This window comes from Azospirillum sp. UENF 312511 (genome assembly GCF_058780635.1).
In genome coordinates, this window is sequence record NZ_JBSNCG010000003.1 from 2,668,545 (window position 1) to 2,687,008 (window position 18,464).

Annotated in this window: 16 protein-coding genes; 10 read left to right on the plus strand and 6 right to left on the minus strand. The window is 68.7% G+C overall.

All coding sequences use genetic code 11. The features are described 5' to 3' along the window. The first annotated feature begins 150 nt into the window (after positions 1-150). From glgX to bfr, 4 genes are all read left to right on the plus strand, one after another. Entirely contained in the window at positions 151-2,301 is a 2,151-nt protein-coding gene (gene glgX, locus ACWPN7_RS24080; protein ID WP_038527393.1) for a glycogen debranching protein GlgX, read from the plus strand. Between the two features lie 87 nt (positions 2,302-2,388). Then, the gene (locus ACWPN7_RS24085; protein WP_459196512.1) at positions 2,389-3,456 is read left to right on the plus strand and encodes a response regulator; all 1,068 of its coding nucleotides are present in this window, start codon (positions 2,389-2,391) and stop codon (positions 3,454-3,456) included. A 222-nt stretch (positions 3,457-3,678) separates the two neighbouring features. Beyond that, the gene (malQ, locus tag ACWPN7_RS24090; RefSeq protein WP_492273466.1) at positions 3,679-5,868 is read left to right on the plus strand and encodes a 4-alpha-glucanotransferase; all 2,190 of its coding nucleotides are present in this window, start codon (positions 3,679-3,681) and stop codon (positions 5,866-5,868) included. Positions 5,869-5,991: 123 nt separating this feature from the next. Continuing rightward, positions 5,992-6,477 (plus strand): bacterioferritin, encoded by a 486-nt coding sequence (bfr, locus tag ACWPN7_RS24095; RefSeq protein WP_014240606.1) that lies wholly within the window; start codon positions 5,992-5,994, stop codon positions 6,475-6,477. 40 nt (positions 6,478-6,517) lie between these two features. Here the strand turns inward: bfr and ACWPN7_RS24100 are convergent, their stop codons facing one another. Together ACWPN7_RS24100 and ACWPN7_RS24105 are read right to left on the minus strand one after the other, a co-directional pair. Then, the gene (locus tag ACWPN7_RS24100; RefSeq protein WP_247887574.1) at positions 6,518-6,982 is read right to left on the minus strand and encodes a hypothetical protein; all 465 of its coding nucleotides are present in this window, start codon (positions 6,980-6,982) and stop codon (positions 6,518-6,520) included. Between the two features lie 141 nt (positions 6,983-7,123). After that, positions 7,124-7,564, minus strand: coding sequence for a hypothetical protein (locus ACWPN7_RS24105; protein WP_247874829.1), 441 nt, complete (start codon positions 7,562-7,564; stop codon positions 7,124-7,126). A gap of 519 nt (positions 7,565-8,083) precedes the next feature. On the opposite strand from ACWPN7_RS24105, the gene ACWPN7_RS24110 reads away from it, so the two are divergent. Together ACWPN7_RS24110 and ACWPN7_RS24115 are read left to right on the plus strand one after the other, a co-directional pair. Continuing rightward, entirely contained in the window at positions 8,084-8,662 is a 579-nt protein-coding gene (locus tag ACWPN7_RS24110; protein WP_247892869.1) for a hypothetical protein, read from the plus strand. Positions 8,663-8,760: 98 nt separating this feature from the next. Next, positions 8,761-10,074, plus strand: coding sequence for a 3'-5' exonuclease (locus ACWPN7_RS24115; protein WP_459196515.1), 1,314 nt, complete (start codon positions 8,761-8,763; stop codon positions 10,072-10,074). 49 nt (positions 10,075-10,123) lie between these two features. Here the strand turns inward: ACWPN7_RS24115 and ACWPN7_RS24120 are convergent, their stop codons facing one another. Then, positions 10,124-10,591 (minus strand): YaiI/YqxD family protein, encoded by a 468-nt coding sequence (locus ACWPN7_RS24120; RefSeq protein ID WP_149648616.1) that lies wholly within the window; start codon positions 10,589-10,591, stop codon positions 10,124-10,126. A gap of 123 nt (positions 10,592-10,714) precedes the next feature. On the opposite strand from ACWPN7_RS24120, the gene ettA reads away from it, so the two are divergent. Further along, positions 10,715-12,391 (plus strand): energy-dependent translational throttle protein EttA, encoded by a 1,677-nt coding sequence (gene ettA / locus ACWPN7_RS24125; protein ID WP_145676799.1) that lies wholly within the window; start codon positions 10,715-10,717, stop codon positions 12,389-12,391. Between the two features lie 54 nt (positions 12,392-12,445). Here the strand turns inward: ettA and ACWPN7_RS24130 are convergent, their stop codons facing one another. The 3 genes from ACWPN7_RS24130 to ACWPN7_RS24140 all read right to left on the minus strand — a co-directional run bounded on the left by ACWPN7_RS24130 (position 12,446) and on the right by ACWPN7_RS24140 (position 15,610). Beyond that, positions 12,446-13,927 (minus strand): pentapeptide repeat-containing protein, encoded by a 1,482-nt coding sequence (locus tag ACWPN7_RS24130; protein ID WP_459196516.1) that lies wholly within the window; start codon positions 13,925-13,927, stop codon positions 12,446-12,448. Between the two features lie 195 nt (positions 13,928-14,122). Further along, the gene (locus ACWPN7_RS24135; RefSeq protein ID WP_038527421.1) at positions 14,123-14,740 is read right to left on the minus strand and encodes an MlaC/ttg2D family ABC transporter substrate-binding protein; all 618 of its coding nucleotides are present in this window, start codon (positions 14,738-14,740) and stop codon (positions 14,123-14,125) included. Positions 14,741-14,833: 93 nt separating this feature from the next. Beyond that, the gene (locus ACWPN7_RS24140) at positions 14,834-15,610 is read right to left on the minus strand and encodes an MlaA family lipoprotein (RefSeq protein ID WP_137138785.1); all 777 of its coding nucleotides are present in this window, start codon (positions 15,608-15,610) and stop codon (positions 14,834-14,836) included. A gap of 408 nt (positions 15,611-16,018) precedes the next feature. Here ACWPN7_RS24140 and ACWPN7_RS24145 point away from each other — a divergent pair, with 408 nt between their 5' ends. The 3 genes from ACWPN7_RS24145 to ACWPN7_RS24155 are packed head-to-tail and all read left to right on the plus strand — an operon-like array spanning position 16,019 to position 18,407. Continuing rightward, positions 16,019-17,002: an ArsR/SmtB family transcription factor gene (locus ACWPN7_RS24145; RefSeq protein WP_459196517.1), complete on the plus strand. Its 984-nt coding sequence runs from the start codon at positions 16,019-16,021 to the stop codon at positions 17,000-17,002. Next, positions 16,999-17,880 (plus strand): methylenetetrahydrofolate reductase [NAD(P)H], encoded by an 882-nt coding sequence (gene metF / locus ACWPN7_RS24150; RefSeq protein ID WP_038527430.1) that lies wholly within the window; start codon positions 16,999-17,001, stop codon positions 17,878-17,880. The genes ACWPN7_RS24145 and metF overlap by 4 nt, the downstream gene beginning before the upstream one ends. A 53-nt stretch (positions 17,881-17,933) precedes the next feature. Then, complete coding sequence (locus ACWPN7_RS24155) at positions 17,934-18,407, plus strand: DUF29 domain-containing protein (RefSeq protein WP_492273467.1); 474 nt, start codon at positions 17,934-17,936, stop codon at positions 18,405-18,407. The last annotated feature ends 57 nt before the right edge of the window (positions 18,408-18,464 follow it).

The window sequence follows — 18,464 nt, forward strand, 5'->3', positions numbered from 1 at the left end:
GGACGAGCGGCGTTCCGCACTTGACGCGACCGGCGCGTCGCTCCTTTATTGCAGCAGGTGGCTATCCGCTTCGGCTAGGTCACCTGCCGCGCCTGGCGCAAGCCGCTTGCGGTTCCGCCCGATGTCCGTGCCCGTGGTGAGTCTGCCCTGATGTCCATCTCCACCGCCACGCGCACCGCCGTCTGGCCCGGCAAGCCCTATCCCCTCGGGGCGAACTGGGACGGGTTCGGTGTCAATTTCGCCCTGTTCTCCGCGCACGCCGAGAAAGTCGAGCTGTGCCTGTTCGACCAGACCGGCCAGCGCGAGGTCGAGCGGGTCGTCCTGCCGGAGCACACCGACGAGGTCTGGCACGGCTACCTTCCGGAGGCCCGGCCCGGCCTGCTCTACGGCTACCGGGTCCACGGCCCCTACGAGCCCGCGGCGGGGCACCGCTTCAACCCGAACAAGCTCCTGCTCGACCCCTACGCCAAGGCGCTGTTCGGGCCGTTCCGCTGGTCGGACGCCCATTACGGATACCGCGTCGGCTCGACGCGCGAGGATCTGTCCTTCGACCGGCGCGACAACGCGCGCGGCATGCCGAAGTGCCGGGTGGTCGACCGCGCCTTCACCTGGGGCCACGACCGGCACCCGGCGGTGCCCTGGTCGGACACGGTGATCTACGAGACGCATGTCGGCGGCTTCACCATGCGCCACCCGGAGGTGCCGGCCCCGCTGCGCGGCACCTTCGCCGGCATGTCCACCCACGCGGTGATCGACTATCTGAAGGCGCTGGGCATCACCTCGGTGGAGTTCCTGCCGGTGCAGTCCTTCGCCGACGACCGGCATCTGGTCGGGCAGGGCCTGCGCAACTACTGGGGCTACAACAGCGTCGGCTTCTTCGCGCCCGAGCCGCGCTACATGACCACCGGCGTGCTGTCGGAGTTCAAGACCATGGTCGCCCGCCTGCACGAGGCGGGGATCGAGGTCATCCTCGATGTGGTCTACAACCACACGGGCGAGGGCAACCATCTCGGCCCTACCCTGTCCTTCAAGGGCATCGACAACCTCAGCTACTACCGGCTGCTGCCCGACAATCCGCGCTTCTACATCAACGACACCGGCACCGGAAACACCCTGAATCTCAGCCACCCGCGCGTGCTCCAGATGGTCATGGACAGCTTGCGCTACTGGGTGACGGAGATGCATGTCGACGGCTTCCGCTTCGACCTCGCCACCGTGCTGGCGCGGGAGCCCTATGGTTTCGACCCCGGGTCGGGCTTCCTCGACGCCGTGCGGCAGGACCCGGCGCTGGCCGACGTCAAGCTGATCGCCGAGCCGTGGGACGTCGGTCCCGGCGGCTATCAGGTCGGCAACTTCCCGCCGGGCTGGGCGGAGTGGAACGACCGCTACCGCGACACCGTGCGCCGCTACTGGCGCGGCGACGACGGCATGCTGCCGGAACTGGCCGGACGCATTGCCGGCTCGTCGGACCTGTTCGAGAAGCGCGGGCGGCGGCCCTGGTCGTCGGTGAATTTCGTCACGGCCCACGACGGCTTCACCCTGCACGACCTCGTCTCCTACAACGACAAGCACAATTGGGCCAACGGCGAGGACAACCGCGACGGCCATTCCGCCAACCATTCCTGGAACCACGGGGTGGAGGGCGAGACCGACGACCCGGCGATCCGCGAGGCCCGCGCCAAGCAGAAGCGCAACCTGCTGGCCACCCTGTTCTTGTCGCAGGGCACGCCGATGATGCTGGCCGGCGACGAGATCGGCCACAGCCAGAAGGGCAACAACAACGCCTATTGCCAGGACAACGAGACCTCCTGGCTCGACTGGGCGCGGCTGAAGGGCGAGGGCGGGCCGATGCTGGCCTTCGTCAAGCGGCTGATCGCCCTGCGCAAGGCCCATCCGGTGCTGCGCCGTCCGGTGTTCCTGCACGGCCGCCGGACCTCCGCGGATGGTTTGAAGGACATCGTCTGGTACACGCCGCAGGGGGTGGAGAAGTCGGCGGAGGATTGGCGCAACGGCCACGCGCGCTGCATCATGCTGCTGCTGAACGGCCATGCCGGAACCTACACCGGGGTGGATGGGGCGCCGCAGGACGACGGGGTGCTGCTGATCGTGCTGAACGCCCACACCGACACGGTCAACGTCACCCTGCCCGAGGTTCCCGACGCGCGCGGCTGGCGTTGCGTGCTCGACACCCGCGTGGCGGACGGGGCCGGCGACGGGCGGATGCAGCTCGCCGGGCGGACGATGCCGGTCGACGGGCGGACGGCGCTGGTGTTCGTGCAGGTCGAATCGCCCGGTCGTTGATGCGGGTCAATAGGCGGTATTTTCCGCCTGTGCTAACGTCCTGGCCTGGGGTGGCCCTTCCACCTCCGGTTTCCGCGGAATCGACGCATGCCCGATTACGACTATTCCCTGGTTGATGCCGCCATCATCGACGCGCAATCCAACACCCAGCGCGTCCTGCGCGAGGTGCTGGCGCGGCTGGGGATGAAGCGGGCGGAGACCTACGGCTCGGTCCGGGACGCGGCGGACATGGCGGCGGCGGCCACCCCCGACCTGATCCTGCTGGACATCGACGGGGAGGAGGCGGAGGCGCTGCGCCTCATTCGCCGCCTGCGCAACGAGCCGGACACCCGCAATCCCTACGCCTGCATCGTCGCCACGACGTGGCAGCCGACGCCCCTTCTGGTCATGCGCGTCACCAACGCCGGGGCCGACGATCTGCTGGTGAAGCCGGTCTCGCCCAAGCAGGTTCAGGAACGGCTGGCCGCCCTGATCGAATCGCGCAAGAAGTTCGTGGTGACTGCCGACTACACCGGCCCCGACCGGCGCAAGTCGCCGCGCGAGGGCGCCCAGGTGCCGCTCCTCGACGCGCCGAACACGCTGCGGCTGAAGGCCACCAACCGCTGGGCGCACATCAACGCCCGGCAGCTCATGGCCGAGGCCAACCATTTCGTCAACGAGCAGAAGCTGCTGCGCATCAGCGTCCAGGTCGCCTTCCTGATCGAGTTCGCCGCCATCGGCCTGACCGCCCGCCCGCCGGAGCGCATGGCGGTGGAGCATGTGGCTCGCGTCCCCGCCTTCCTCGACGACCTGCTGCGCCGCCTCGACGACCTGGGCGAGCCGGGACCGGCGGAGTCCGTCGCCAAGTCCCTGAAGATGATGGCCGAACGGCTGCGGCTCCACGCCGAATCGGGCGCCGTCGCGGCGGAGGAGCTGGAGAGCGCGCGTGCGCTCGCCCGCGACCTGATGCGGGCGGTGGACACGGCCCGCCCGCTCGACGCGATGATGGCGGAGGTCGCCGCCGCCGTGACCGGCTACCGCACCCGCCTGGAGCAGATGGCCCAAGCCAAGGCGGAGGCGGCCAAGGCGGAGGCGGCCAAGGCGGAGGCGGCACGGGTCGCCGTGGCGACGCCCGCGGCGAATGGCGATGCCGCGAAAGAGGCGGTCGGGTCGTGATCCCGCAAATGGTGAGCCGCTGAAGAAGGCCGGATCATCCAGGGTTGCGGCGCGTTGTCACCCTTGCCCCGTCGCCGTGCGCGAAAGCGTTGCGGTCAATATGAAAATTCGAATGTTCGGGGCTGGACGGAATAAGCCCGACGCGCAATGCTCGCGCGCAGGCCGTTGCGGCCAGAATGACGCCACCAAGACGCCACGACCGACAAACGCGGGGACCCCTGAATGAGCGATCTCGACCGGCTTGCCGAACGGCTTGGCATCGAGCCCTTCTACCATGACATCTGGGGCAACCGGCGCGAGACCTCCGACGCGACGAAGCGGGCCTTGTCCGCCGCCATGGGCTATCCCGCCGGCGACGGCGAGGAGTTGGCGGCGAGCCTGCACGCGGTGGAGGACCGGGCGTGGCGGCGCATGCTGCCTCCCGTCCTGGTGATCGACGAGGGCGCGCCGCTCAGCCTCGCCCTGGCCGTCCCGGCCGGGCTGGAGGACGCCGAGCTGACCTGGACGCTGACCGAGGAGGGCGGGCTCGCCCACCGCGCCTCGCTGCGCGTCGGCAACCTGCCGCTGGCCGAGCAGCGGGTGCTCGACGGCGTGGCCTACGAGCGGCGGATGGTGTCCACCCGCCTGCCGCCGACCCTGCCGCTCGGCTATCACCGGCTGTCGGTGGTGATCCGGCCCCAGGGCGTGAGCGGCACGCTGGAGGGCGGCACGGTGCTGATCGTCGCCCCGCAGCGCTGCCTGACGGTGGAGGACGTCGTTCCCGGCGGGCGGACCTGGGGCATCGGTTTGCAGCTCTACGCACTGAAGAGCGGCGACGACTGGGGCATCGGCGACTTCGACGATCTCGGGCGCTTCGCCGAGACGGCGGCGGGGCTCGGCGCCGGGCTGGTCGGGCTCAACCCGCTGCACGCGCTGTTCCCGGCCGACCCCAACCACATCGGCCCCTATTCGCCGAGCAGCCGGACCTTCCTCAACGTCCTCTACATCGACGTGGAGCGGGTGCCGGAGCTGGCGGCCACGCCGCAGGCGCAGGCCCTCATCGCGTCGGAGGACTTCCGGCAGCGGCTGGCCGCCGCGCGGGCGACGGAACTGGTGGACTATCCCGCCGTCTCCGCCCTGAAGATGCCGGTCCTGGAGGCGCTGCACGCGACCTTCCGCGCGCTGGGCGAGAGCGACGCGCGGCGCGAGGCGTTCGAGACGTTCCGACGCGAGATGGGCGAGCCGCTGCGCCGCCACGCCGTGTTCGAGGCGCTGCACGAGTATTTCTATCGCCGCGACCCGTCCCAATGGATGTGGCGGACGTGGCCGCCGGCCTTCCAGCACCCGGACAGCCCGGAGGTGCAGGCCTTCGCCGCCGAGCAGGCCGAGCGGGTGGATTTCTTCGAGTATCTGCAATGGGAGGCCGACCGCCAGCTGGGCACGGCGGCGGAGCGCGGGCGCCGAGCCGGGTTGCCCATCGGCTTCTACCGCGACCTCGCCGTGGCGGCGCATCCCGGCGGGGCGGCGGCCTGGGGTGAGTTGGACATCCTGGTGCAGGGGGCCAACGTCGGCGCGCCGCCGGACCAGTTCAACATGAAGGGGCAGAATTGGGGCCTCGCCCCGCTGTCGCCGGTGGGCTTGCGTGAATCGGCCTATGGCAGCTTCATCGCCATGCTGCGCGCCAACATGCGCCACGCCGGGGCGCTGCGCATCGACCATGTGATGGCTTTGCAGCACCTGTTCTGGATCCCGGCGGACGGCAGCGACGGCGCCTATGTCGAGTACCCGTTCGAGGATCTGCTGCGGATCATCGCGCTGGAAAGCCGACGCAACCGCTGCATCGTCATCGGCGAGGATCTCGGCACCGTGCCGGAGGGCTTCCGCCCGGCGCTGGAGCGGGCCGGCATCCTCAGCTACCGCGTGCTGTATTTCGAGCGCAGCGCCGATGGCGGCTTCAAGGCGCCGGACGAGTATCCCGCCGGGGCCATGGTCACGGTGACCACCCACGACCTCGCCACTTTCAAGGGTTTCTGGACCAACCGCGACCTCGACTGGCGGGCCAAACTGGACCTCTATCCTGACGAGGCGGCGCGGAATAAGGACGTCTGGGACCGCGGCGTGGACCGCTGGTGGATGCTCCAGGCGCTGGAGCGGGAAGGGCTGCGCCCGCACCGTTATCCGAACAACGAGGGCTCGCAACCCTTCTCGCGGGAGTTGATGGAGGCGGTGCACCGCTACCTCGCCCGCTCGCCGGGCCGCATCGCCATGGTGCAGATCGAGGACGCGCTGGGCGAGGTGGAGCAGCCGAACCTGCCGGGCACCGTGGACCAGCACCCCAACTGGCGCCGCCGCCTGGGCGTGCCGGTGGAGGCGATGGCCGGGGACGAGGGGCTGCGCCGGCTGGCCGAGGCGGTGCGCGGCGAGCGGCCCTGAAGCCAGCCGAACCGGAAGCCGATTGCGATCCTGCGCTATTGGCTTACACTTGGCGGCAGTCGTCGGGCAAAAGAACAGCGCGCCGCGCGCGATCCCGCGTGGCCAATCAAGACGGAGGGGTAGATGAAAGGTGATCCGAAGGTTATCCGGCACCTCAACACGATTCTGACGAACGAGCTGACGGCCATCAACCAGTATTTCCTGCACGCCCGCATGTTGAAGAACTGGGGCCTGCACCGGCTGGCGGGCAAGGTCTACGAGGAATCCATCGGCGAGATGAAGCACGCCGACAAGCTAATCGAGCGCATCCTGTTCCTGGAAGGTCTTCCCAACCTTCAGGACCTGCACAAGCTGAAGATCGGCGAGGACCTGCCGGAGATGTTCACCGCCGACCTGGGCATCGAGAGCCACAACCGCGGCAACCTGCTGGAAGCCATCGCCGACTGCGACGCGGTGCGCGACTATCAGAGCCGCGAAATCTTCCGGGAGATCCTGGAGGACACCGAAGAACACATCGACTGGCTGGAGACCCAGCTCGACCTGATCCAGCGCGTGGGCCTGACCGCCTACCAGCAGGAGCAGATCTACGGCGAGGACTCCTCGTCCTAAGCGATGGGGGCCTAACAGGCGATGGGGAGCGGTCCGCCGCCTAGACGGACATCCCCGCCGACGTCCCGGCCGCATAGGCCGCGGCGTCGGCCTTGCGGTAGGCGGTGATGGCGGCGGACCAGGGTTCGATGTGCAGGCCGCTGCCCATGGCGTCCTGATGGATGCTCTGCGCTATAAAACCAGCGTTGGGGGTGGCGCTCAGGCGCGGCGACGCGCCGGTCACTGGTCCGTCGTCACCCTCCGCATCGTCCAGCGCAAATCTGGACGAGGAACCGGCACGGCCGGCGCGATTGCCTTCCGCTCCGCCCAGTTCCGTCCGGTTTCCGCTTTTCAGCGCATCGTCGGTGGCCGAGACATCGTCGGACCGCCGGCGTTCCTGTTCCCCCGGCACGCGCCGGATGGGCTGCACCGCAATGGCTTCGCTGGCCAGCATCTGCCGAAGCCGACTCATCCCGGACAGGGATTGAGCGTTCGACGCCGATGATAGGGACAGGATGCTGGACACGGGGGCGGGGCGGCTTGTGGGTGAACCTGATCCCGTATCGTATCAGCGCAAAGCTTCCCGATGCCTTAAAAAATTCGGGCAGGGGCACGGCGCCGTGGTGGCCGTCCATCCGACGGCGCCGAGGGGTGCGATTCGAAGGGTTTAAGACCCCTTGCGGCCACGGATGTTGCGGCGCACGACCGATTGCGCCTCCACGACCAGATCACTGCCGCCCAGGACGCGGGTGAACAGCGCCTTCACCGTCGCCTGTCCATGCACCGTCAGCACGCCGCTGCGCGTGTCGTCCTCGATCTTCAGCACCGCGGCGTGGGCACCCAGGAAGCTCTTGGTGAAGGCGTTGTCGAAGAAGCTGCGGATATGGCCGTCGCGCTGGTCGTCGAACATCACCCGTCCACCGGCCAGGGCCGCTGCGTCCACCGCCTGCGCCAAACGGGCCTGCACCGCGTAGCCGCGCACCGTCTCCAGGGTGTAGCCGGCGCCCACCGCCAGGGGAAGGCCGAGCGCGACGATCAAGGCCAGCGCAAGCCTGCGCCCGGACCGCCGTTCCCGCCGATGCTGGAGCGCGTAAGGGTGGTAGACCATCACCATCGCCGGACCCAAAAAATGTGAAGGAGAACGCAAGATCAAATCTGCCAAAACTGCCTTAATGAGCGATTAACAGCCTCCAAATAAGTCTTTGAATCTTTAAAGGCGGGATAACGAGAGCGTGTATTTGTTCGCGCTCACTCTCATAATTATTTTGAGTTGCATGGAGCTTTCGAGCGATATGCGGGAAAAATGGTTCGAAATTCGTATTAAATAATTCGATGGGGCTCTTGGGGCGAGGTCGCCCAGCGAACCGCCAGGGAAGATAAGGATTCCGCACCGCACCGGAAGGGGGAAAAAGAAGGATCGGCCATGCGGATGGGCGGAGCGCCGAAAGGATGCGGAATAAAGCCGTTTGGCCCAGCGTCCACAAACCACCATCGTCTGACAACAAGGCAGGGGAGGGCACCCATGGTCCGCACCATCTTTGGGGCTGGCATCGGCGCTGCGCTATCGGCGGCGGTTCTGTCGGCGGCGGCGCCGGCGTCTGCGCAGACGTCCGGAGGCTCCGCGGGCATGAGCTTTTTCATCACCAGCGTCGGATCGGGGAAGGGCGCCGACCTCGGCGGCCTGGAAGGTGCGGATCGCCATTGCCAGCAGTTGGCGCAGGCCGTCGGGGCGGGGAGCCGGAACTGGAAAGCCTATTTGTCCACCCAGGCGGCGGACGGACGGCCCGCGGTGAACGCCCGCGACCGCATCGGCGCCGGTCCCTGGCAGAACGCCAAGGGGCAGGTGATCGCCCGCAGCGTGGAGGATCTGCACACCGCCAATGGCCTGACCAAGCAGACCGGGCTGACCGAAACCGGCGAGACGGTCAAAGGCCGCGGCGACACCCCGAACACCCACGACATCCTGACCGGCAGCCAGCCGGACGGCCGGGCCTTCGACGGCGCGGAGGACCGAACCTGCGGAAACTGGACCCGCAGCGGGACGGAGGGCGCCGCCATGGTCGGCCATCACGACCGCATGGGGCTCGGCGACGACCCGCCGGCCAAATCCTGGAACAGCTCCCACCTGACGCGGGGCGGATGCAGCCAGGATGCCTTGAAGAGCACGGGCGGCGCGGGACTGCTCTACTGCTTCGCGGCGAATTGACAGGACAGAAGCGGGAGGGCTGACCCGCCCGCTCCCTTTCCGCCGGCACCCGGGAGCGTTACAGTCGCGCCATTCGTACGGTGTGTGGAGGCGGCCCGATGCGGGGCGGGGCGTGGCGTTCGGCGGTGCTGGGCTTTGCGGTGGCGGGCATGGCGCTCGCCTTCCTGGGGGTGGAGATCGGGCGGCTGGCCATCGCCGATCCCGAGCGTTCCTTGCTGGACATGGGGGCGGTCGGGATCGGCGTGCTGGCGCTGTGGATGGCCTTTGCCCGGCTGAACCGCCATTTCCGCGATCTGGGCCGGCTGCGCGAAACCCTGTCGACGTGGTGCGGGCGCAGCGCGTCCTCCCTTGCCACCGATGCGAAGGAGGACGAGGCCGGCGACCTCGCGCGGGCGGCGGCGGAGGCGCTTCGCCATGGCCGCCACGGCGAAAGCCGTCCGGGCGAGCGGCTGGCCGGGGTGATCGCCGCGCTGGAGGAGCCGGTGGTGGTGCTCGACGATTTCGGGCGGATCGACACGCTGAATCCGGCGGCCTCCGCCCATCTTGGGCTGGCGGCCGGGGCCGACATCTACGACCACCTGTCGCGCCCCGAGCTGTTCCGCGCCATCGAGCGGGCGCGCGAGGACGGCCAGATGGTCTCCGCCCTGCTGCGCCGCGCCCAGGGGGGCGAGGTGCCGGTCCGCGTCAAGGATCTTGGGCTCCAGTCGGGGATCGCCCTGGTCTTCCCGGCGAGGGCGGGGGAGGCGCAGCCGCTGCTGTCCGGCGAGCGGAGGCTGCTGCGCCCCAACGTCCGTCCCGTCCATCTCGGCGACGAGGATCCGCTGCTGGCCCTGCCGATGGTCAGCCTGTGGGTCGCCACCGCCACCGGGCGGGCGGAGGAGGGGCCGGTCGTCGCGGTGGGGACGGTGCGGATGGTCGGGCCGCGCGTCTTCCGCAGCCTGTCGCTGGAGCTGTTCATCGATCCCGGCGCGCCGATCCCGGCGGAGGGCAGCGCGACCCACGGCGTGACCGCGGTGATGGTGGAAGGCGCGCGCCCCTTCGCCGCGGCTTGGCCGGTGATCGCCGACGCCCTGCGCGGTTGCGCGGTGATCGGCTGGGGGGTGGACGCGGCGCTCGGCACGCTGGCACGCGCCTGCCGCGACGCCGGCCTGCCGGAGCCGGAGGCGCCGCCGACGCTCGACCTCGCCCGGCTCGCCGCGGCGCTCGATCCGGCGCTGGAGGGGGCCTCGCTGGAGCAATTGGCCGCCGCCTTTGGCATCGCCACCGACCGCCGCCTGGGTCCCTTCGCCCCCGCCCTGGTCGAGGCGGAACTGGCCGCGGGTTTGCTGACGCGGCTGGAGCAGCAGGGGATCGCCACGCACGGGCAGGCGCGCGCCTTCGCCGCCGGTCAGGCCGGCGCGCTGCCCGAGTGAATCCTGCCCGAGTGAACTTTGCCCAAGTGAACTTTGCCCGAGTGACGCCTCACCGCCATTTCGGCCGCCGTCCGGCCTTCAGCGCTTGCACCGCCTGATCGAGCGTCTGCAGGAACTTCGACTTGTCCTGCTGGCTCATCGGCTTGTTGCCGCCGCTGACCACGCCCATGTCGCGCAGGTCCTGCATCAGCGCGCGGGTGGCGATGGCCGAGCCGATGCTGTCGTCGGTGAAGGGGCGGCCGGTCGGGCCGATCACCACGGCGCGCTTCTTGACGCAGCGGTCGGCGAGCTGGATGTCGGCGGTGACCACGACGTCGGCCTCGGTCGCGTGCTCGGCGATCCAGTTGTCGGCGGCGTCGAACTCCGACCCGACGACGACCAGCTCCGACAGGCATTCGTTGGGCAGGCGGAGCGGGCCGTTGCTGACGATCCACACCTTGATTCCGTTGCGCCCGGCCACCCGGTAAATTTCCGACTTTACCGGGCAGGCATCGGCATCCACATAAATCTCGACCACCCGGCTTCCCTCCTTCGCCGTTTCATGCCGCGTCCTTATGCGCTAAAACCCTGAACGAGCGAAGTGGCGCCGCGGGTGGCGTCCTGGATTTTTCCTTTTTGTGCAGAAGGGTCGGAGCGGCGCATGGCGTCCTATCAATATGTCTATGTGATGAAGGGCCTGTCCAAGGTCTACCCCGGCGGCAAGAAGGTTCTGGACGACATCTGGCTGTCCTTCCTGCCCGGCGTGAAGATCGGTGTCCTCGGCGTCAACGGCGCCGGCAAGTCGACCCTGATGAAGATCATGGCCGGCCTGGACAAGGACTATTCGGGCGAGGCCTGGGCCGCGCAGGGCGCCAAGGTCGGCTACCTGTCGCAGGAGCCGCAGCTCGACCCGACGAAGACGGTGCAGGAGAACGTCCTGGAGGCACTGGCCGAGACCAAGGGCCTGCTGGACCGCTTCAACGCCGTGTCCGAGGCGATGGGCGACCCGGACGCCGACTTCGACGCGCTGATGGCCGAGCAGGCCGAGCTTCAGGAGAAGATCGACGCCGCCGACGCCTGGGACATCGACCGCACGGTCGAGATCGCCATGGACGCGCTGCGCTGCCCGCCGGGCGATTCCGACGTGACCAAGCTGTCCGGCGGTGAGCGCCGCCGCGTCGCGCTGTGCAAGCTGCTTCTGGAAAAGCCCGACCTGCTGCTGCTCGACGAGCCGACCAACCATCTGGACGCCGAGTCCGTGGCGTGGCTGCAGAAGCACCTGGAGGATTACAAGGGCACTGTGGTCCTGGTCACCCACGACCGCTACTTCCTCGACAACGTGACTGGCTGGATCCTCGAACTCGACCGTGGGTCGGGGATTCCGTGGGAAGGCAACTACTCCTCCTGGCTGGAGCAGAAGCAGAAGCGCCTGGAGCAGGAAGGCCGCGCCGAGGAGGCCCGCCAGAAGCAGCTCGCCACCGAGCTGGAATGGATCCGGCAGTCCCCGCGCGCCCGTCAGGCCAAGAGCAAGGCCCGCATCTCTGCCTACGAGACCTTGCTGGCCGAGAGCGGCAAGGAAGCGACGGGCGAGGCCCGCATCGTCATCCCGACGCCGCCGCGCCTGGGCAACGTCGTCATCGAGGCCGAGAGCATCAACAAGGGCTTCGGCGACCGCCTGCTGATCGACGGCCTGTCCTTCCGCCTGCCGCCGGGCGGCATCGTCGGCGTGATCGGCCCGAACGGCGCCGGCAAGACCACCCTGTTCCGCATGATCACCGAGCAGGACGGGCCGGACGCCGGCACCTTCCGCGTCGGCGAGACGGTGAAACTGGGCTATGTCGACCAGAGCCGCGATTCGCTGAACCCGAACAAGACCGTGTGGGAGGAAATCTCCGACGGGCTGGACATCATCGACCTCGGCAAGAAGTCGATGCCCAGCCGCGCCTACGTCTCGTCCTTCAACTTCCGCGGTCCGGACCAGCAGAAGAAGGTCGGCCAGCTCTCCGGCGGTGAGCGCAACCGCGTCCATCTCGCCAAGATGCTGAAGTCCGGCGCCAACGTCCTGCTGCTCGACGAACCGACCAACGATCTGGACGTCGACACGCTGCGCGCGCTGGAAGAGGCGCTGGAGAACTTCGCCGGCTGCGCCGTGGTCATCAGCCACGATCGCTGGTTCCTCGACCGCCTCGCCACCCACATCCTGGCATTCGAGGGCGACAGCCACGTGGAGTGGTTCGAGGGCAACTTCGAAGCCTACGAAGCCGACAAGAAGCGCCGTCTGGGCGAGGATGCGGTGAACCCGCACCGCATCAAGTACAAGCCGCTGGTCCGTTCCTGAGCGGCGGCTCCGGCGGGCTCCCTCTCCCCATCCGGGAGGGGGAGCCTTCTTCCGTTACCCTTCCAGCTTCTGATGCTCCAGGAAGGCGGTCTTCAAGAGCTGTTTGAGATCGTCGCCATACTGGTGGAAGCGCACGGACACTTGGCCTTTCCCCGCGCCCTTGTGCACGACGACCATCCGCGCGGTGGCCATGATGTCGTTCCGCCCGGCGATGGACAGGCGGCCCTCGATCGTCTCGCCCTCCTCGAACAGATCGTCCGGAGCGTAGAAACTGACGCCGCCGATCGACCAGTTGCGGGAGGAATGGGCGCCACGGTCGGTCTGGACGACCAGACAGGGCTGGGCGTAGCGCTTCTGCGCCCGCCGTTCCTCCGGCACCGGGGGCGGCGGTGGCGCGGTGTCCACCGTCACCATGATTCCCGTACCGTCGAGCTTCGCCCCGCCCAGCTTGGCGGAACGCAGCACCGCGTCCTCCATCCGGGCGTCGCGCAGGTCGGCGCCGGTCAGGTTGGCGCCGTCGAAATTGGCGGGCCAGGGACGGTCGCCGGACAGGCGGGCGGGGCGGGCGTCGGCGCGGGCCAGGACGGCGCGGGACAGCCCGGCCCGGCGCAGGTTGGTGCCGTTCAGGCAGGCCTCCGTCAGGTCGGCCCCGATCATCTCGGTGTAGGAGAGGTCGGCCATCTCCAGGCTGGCCTTGCGCAGCCGCACACCCATCAGGCGGCAACGGCGCAGCCGTGCGGCGGCGAGCACGCGGCCGGTCAGGTCGGCCCCGATCACCGAGACGAGATCGAGATCGAGATGGCGGCCCTCCGCCCCCTGGCTGTTCACCCACCGCTCATGCTCGGCGACGGCCTCCAGGAACGCGCCCAAGGGCATCGGCTTGTAGGCCGGCTTGACGATGGCGTTCTCCGGGAGGGAGGCGGGCAGGTAGTTGCGGTCGAGCGTCGCCTCGTCGATGGTGGTGCCGTCGAAGGTCACGCCGTCCAGGGTGGCGCCCCAGAAATCGGCGCCGACCAGGACGGCCGCGGTCATGTCGGCGCCCGTCAGATCGGCGTCGTTCAGGTCGGCGCCGCTGAGGTCGCACCCGGTGAAGTTCGCGCCGGCCAGGATGGAGCGCTCCATCTTCGCCTCGGTCAGGCGGGTGACGCCGTCGCTGCGCGGCTTGTCGCCCGTTCCGTTCATCAGGGACCCGGCCCGGAAGTCGGCGCCGCGCAGGTTGGCGTCGGTCAGGATGGCGCGGTGCAGGTTGGCGCCGCGCAGATCCGCCCCGATCAGCGTCGAGGCGGTCAGGTTCGCCCCTTCCATGTCGGCGCCGAACAGGTCGGCCTGCGAGAGGTCGGCCCGGACGAGGCGGGCGCCGACCAGATTGGTTCCGGCCAGCTTCGCCCCGTTCAGGTTCACCCGGTCGAGGTTGAGATTCGAAAGATCGCGGAAGCTGAGGTCGGCCCGCCGCCCGCCGCGGCGCGTCAGCCACGTCTGGTGGGCGAGGATGATCGCCTTGATCTCTTCGATCTCGTTCTGAGTCCGGTCGGCCATCGGATGGGGCGCCCGCTGCTGCAACACACAAGAGAGGCTTCGGGCGGGACCATACCCCTTCCGGCGGTGTTCGTCACGGAATCGCCGTTTGGGCCCATCATGAAAAAGGGCCATGAAAAAGCAGCCATGAAAAAGGGCCGCCTGAAGGCAGCCCTTGAGATGGTCCGGTCTTTCCGGGACGCGCGGAGCGAAGGATCAGCCGGCGCTACCGACCTTCTGGCGCAGCGCCTGGAGCAACCCTTCGACCCGACCGCCGTTCTGGCCGATGACGGAAGCGAATTCCTGGCGCTGGGTCACGCCCATGCTCACGCCCTCGACCACCACGTCGATGATCTTGTAGGCGGTGTCGCGCTTGCGCACGCGCCAATCCACATTCACCGGCGGGCCGTTGGGGCGGACGATCTGGGTGGAGACCATGGTGTCCGCTTCGCCTTCCACGCGGGACCCGGAGATGCGGAAGGTCTCGCCCGAATACTCGACGAAGCGGTCGGCGTAGGTGTTGACGATCAGCCGTTCGAACAGCTTCTGGTACTCGTCGTGCTGCTGCGGCGTGGCGGAGTTCCAGTAGCGGCCCAGCACCCAGCGCCCGATGTAGGCCACGTCGAAGCCCTGGTAGAGCAGGGTGCGGAAGCGCTGCACCGCCTGTTCGCGCGACAGGCTCTTGTTCGAGAAGGTGGCGACGGCCTCGTTCCCCAGCGATTGGATGAACGCGGTCGCGCCCGGATCGGCCGATTGCGCGGCGGCGGGACGGGCGGCCCAGCTGCTCACCGCGAGCAGGGCCGCGCACACGAGAAACAGGCGACGTGTCAGCATGGCAAGGCAAAAGTGGCTGCCGCGGAGGCTTTGTCAACACTCAATCGGTTAAAGGATCGAGCGCGGACGGTCGCGCCGCGGCAGGCCTCCTCCTTATTTCTTGGCGGGTTCGTCGAAATCGGGGAACTCCGGCGTCGCCGGCGCGATGTCGTTGGCGATCGCGGCGCGGCGCTGCTGCGCGTACAGGCTGCGGGCCGTCGCGTAGAAGTCCAGCGAGTTCTTGCGCAGGTCGTCGATCTCGCGCAGGAGCTGCGAGCGGCGGTCCAGGCCCGCGGCGGCGGTCCGTCCGTACATCGCGTTGTCCGCCCCGGCGGCGTTGGTGCCGATGCGGAACGGGTCGGCCAGCGTGTCGACGCCGTAGCCCAGCGTGTCGCGGACGTTCGACGGGCCGAGGAACGGCAGCACCACGTAGGGGCCGGGGCCGACGCCCCAGACACCCAGCGTCTGGCCGAAGTCCTCCGGACGGTCGCCGATTCCGGCTTCCGTCGCCACGTCGGCGAGGCCGCCGAGGCCGAGGATGGTGTTGGTCATGAACCGGCCGGTGGCGACCTGGGCGCCCTCGAAATCACCCTGCAACAGGTTGTTGGCGATGTAGAGCGGGCCGAGCAGGTTCTGGACGAAGTTGTGCACCGCCTGACGCAGCGGGTCGGGGACGACGCCCACATACACTTCCGTCGCCGGGCGGATCAGCAGGATGTCCGCGGTCTCGTTGACGGCGAAGACGAATCGGTTGGGAATCTCCAGGGGATCGCTGACCGTGACATCGGCTTCGTTGCTGCCGGGCGCGGTCGCGCAGCCCGCCATGCCGAGGGCGACGACGGCCACGGCGGCCGAGCGAAGAAGGGAGCGGGAGAGGTTGGCCAGCTTCATCGGCGACGGCTCTTTCTGGGGACACGACTTTGGGCGGGGCATCCGATTCCGCGGCCCCGTCGCGCCACGTCCGAAGGGTTCGACCCCCCGCCGGGCGGCAACGGACGCTGCCGGACAGGACATCGCCCGGAAAATCCGTGCGATCCCTTTGTTCCGTGCCTAACACAGGCGCCGCCTTTTGACCAGCGTGCCACGCGAGGTCACCATACGCATACCTCCCCATGTGGTAGGATTGCCGCGCCCTTCGCGTGCCGTCCGGGCGTTCCGTCAGCCGGCTCCCCCCGATTGGAAGGGGTGCGGTGAAAACGTGTTTACGCTGCATAAAGATATCTTTATATCTGTATCCCGCATGGCGGGCCGTGGTGGTCCGCCGGCCCTTCGGGGCATTTCGGGACGGTGCCGGCGGTCATGGACGAACTGCTTGCGACATTGAAGGCGGCGGCGGAAACCACGCGGCTTCGGCTGTTGGCGTTGTGCGCGCATGGCGAGCTGACGGTGACCGAACTGACCCAGATCCTGGGGCAGAGCCAGCCGCGGGTGTCGCGCCATCTGAAGCTCCTGTGCGACGCCGGGTTGCTCGACCGCTTCCGGGAGGGCACCTTCGCCTTTTACCGGCTGACGGAACGCGGCGCCTCGGGCGAGCTGGCGCGGGTGCTGGTGGAGGCCATCCCGTCCGACGACCCGACGCTGACGCTGGACCTGGAGCGGCTGGACGCGATCAAGCGCGCCCGCTCGGAGGCGGCGGCCAGCTACTTCCGGGAGAACGCCGCCCGCTGGCATGAGATCCGCTCCCTCCACGTCCCGGAACGCGAGGTGGAGGAGGCGTTGCTGCGCCTGATCCCCGCCGACGGGATCGGCGACCTTCTGGACATCGGCACCGGCACGGGCCGCATGCTGGAGGTGCTGGGGCCGCGCGCCCGGCGCGCCGTGGGCGTCGACCAGTCGCGCGAGATGCTGTCGATTGCCCGCACCAAGCTGGAGGATACGGCGCTTCGCCATTGCCACGTGCGGCAGGCGGACATGTACCAGCTTCCCTTTCCGTCCGGGTCCTTCGACGCGGCGGTCGTCCACCAGGTGCTGCACTTCGCGGAGGCGCCGGCCGATCTTCTGGCCGAGGCGGCGCGGGTGCTGCGGCCCGGCGGCCTGCTGCTGGTGGTCGATTTCGCCCCCCATGTCCTGGAGACCCTGCGCGCGGAGCATGCGCACCGCCGGCTGGGCTTCTCCGACGCCGAGGTCGCCGCCTGGTGCCGCCAATCCGGCCTGGAGTGCGGCGCGGTGGTGCATCTGCCGGGCGAACCGCTTACCGTAACCATCTGGCCGGCGGTGCGCGCCGCGAAGGGCGCATCCCCTGCCGTGTCTTCCATCCTCTCCATCAGCGGAGCCCAGTCATGACGTCCGGCACCCCGTCGGTCAGCTTCGAATTCTTCCCGCCCAAGACGGAGAAGATGGAACAGAGCCTGTGGCAGGCGATCCAGCGCCTGGCCCCGCTCGGCCCGTCTTTCGTCTCGGTGACCTACGGGGCCGGCGGCTCGACCCGCGAGCGCACGCACAACACGGTGACGCGCATCCAGAAGGAGACGGGCATCCCCGCCGCCGCCCACTTCACCTGCGTGGGTGCGACACGCGAGGAGATCGACGCCATCGCCCGCACCTATTGGGACGCCGGCATCCGCCATCTCGTGGCCCTGCGCGGCGATCCGCCGGAGACCGAGGGCGGGGTCGGCGGGCGCTACGTGCCGCATCCCGGCGGTTACGCCTACGCCGCCGATCTGGTGGCGGGGATGAGGAAGGTCGCCGATTTCGAGATCTCCGTCGCCGCCTATCCGGAGTCCCATCCGGAAGCGCCGAGCGCCCAGTTCGACCTGGACAACCTGAAGCGCAAGGTGGACGCCGGGGCGACCCGGGCGATCACCCAGTTCTTCTTCGACAACGACGCCTATTTCCGGTTCCTCGACCGCTGCGCTGCCGCCGGCATCACCGTGCCGATCGTGCCCGGCATCCTGCCGATCACCAACTTCGCCCGCGCGGTGGAGTTCGCCGGCAAGTGCGGGGCGGCGATGCCCAAGCGCTTCGCCGAGACCTTTGAGGGGCTGGACGCCGATCCGGAGACCCGTCAGCTCGTCGCCGCGACCATGGCGGCGGAGCAGTGCCAGGCACTCCAGGCCCAGGGCATCAAGGACTTCCATTTCTACACGCTGAACCGCTCCGATCTGACGGTGGCCATCTGCCGGATGCTGGGCGTCAAGGCAAAGCAGCCGGCGGTGTCCTGACCGCCCCCCTGTGCTAGGGTGTTGCGGATCATCGCGGTCGCGGAGGAAGGGCCATGGACAACCGGATCGGCTACGACGACGACTTCTACGCCTGGACCCAGGAACAGGCCCGCCTTCTCCGCGAAGTCGCCCGCGAACGCCTCGATACGCCCATCGATTGGGAGCATGTGGCGGGGGAGATCGAGGACATGGGGCGTTCGGATGCCAAGGCGCTTGGCAGCGCACTGAAGCGGGTGATCGAGCATCTTCTGAAGCTCGAACATTCGCCCGCGCCCGACCCCCGGCTGGGGTGGCGGGAGTCGGTGGTCAATCACCGCATCGCCGCCTGGGACGAGATCGACGCCAGCCCCAGCCTGCGCAAGAAAATTGACCTCGCGCGTGCCCACCGGGATGCCCGCCGCTTGGCCGTCCTTGGTCTCGCCCAGGATGGAATGTCCGAAGACGCCGTCCCACAGGATTGCCCCTACACGCTGGAGCAGGTGCTTGATCACGACTGGTGGCCCACGAACCGCCATGGCCTTGAGTGAACCGCTGACAACCTCTTGACCCTTTCCGCCCGACCTTCCTTCCGAAACGGACCCGAT

Excerpts from the sequence above, each read along its gene's own strand:
- glgX (WP_038527393.1), top strand. The coding sequence starts at position 151 with ATGTCCATCTCCACCGCCACGCGCACCGCCGTCTGGCCCGGCAAGCCC.
- ACWPN7_RS24085 (WP_459196512.1), top strand. The coding sequence starts at position 2,389 with ATGCCCGATTACGACTATTCCCTGGTTGATGCCGCCATCATCGACGCG.
- malQ (WP_492273466.1), top strand. The coding sequence starts at position 3,679 with ATGAGCGATCTCGACCGGCTTGCCGAACGGCTTGGCATCGAGCCCTTC.
- bfr (WP_014240606.1), top strand. The coding sequence starts at position 5,992 with ATGAAAGGTGATCCGAAGGTTATCCGGCACCTCAACACGATTCTGACG.
- ACWPN7_RS24105 (WP_247874829.1), bottom strand. The coding sequence starts at position 7,564 with ATGGTCTACCACCCTTACGCGCTCCAGCATCGGCGGGAACGGCGGTCC.
- ACWPN7_RS24110 (WP_247892869.1), top strand. The coding sequence starts at position 8,084 with ATGAGCTTTTTCATCACCAGCGTCGGATCGGGGAAGGGCGCCGACCTC.
- ACWPN7_RS24115 (WP_459196515.1), top strand. The coding sequence starts at position 8,761 with ATGCGGGGCGGGGCGTGGCGTTCGGCGGTGCTGGGCTTTGCGGTGGCG.
- ettA (WP_145676799.1), top strand. The coding sequence starts at position 10,715 with ATGGCGTCCTATCAATATGTCTATGTGATGAAGGGCCTGTCCAAGGTC.
- ACWPN7_RS24130 (WP_459196516.1), bottom strand. The coding sequence starts at position 13,927 with ATGGCCGACCGGACTCAGAACGAGATCGAAGAGATCAAGGCGATCATC.
- ACWPN7_RS24135 (WP_038527421.1), bottom strand. The coding sequence starts at position 14,740 with ATGCTGACACGTCGCCTGTTTCTCGTGTGCGCGGCCCTGCTCGCGGTG.
- ACWPN7_RS24140 (WP_137138785.1), bottom strand. The coding sequence starts at position 15,610 with ATGAAGCTGGCCAACCTCTCCCGCTCCCTTCTTCGCTCGGCCGCCGTG.
- ACWPN7_RS24145 (WP_459196517.1), top strand. The coding sequence starts at position 16,019 with ATGGACGAACTGCTTGCGACATTGAAGGCGGCGGCGGAAACCACGCGG.
- metF (WP_038527430.1), top strand. The coding sequence starts at position 16,999 with ATGACGTCCGGCACCCCGTCGGTCAGCTTCGAATTCTTCCCGCCCAAG.
- ACWPN7_RS24155 (WP_492273467.1), top strand. The coding sequence starts at position 17,934 with ATGGACAACCGGATCGGCTACGACGACGACTTCTACGCCTGGACCCAG.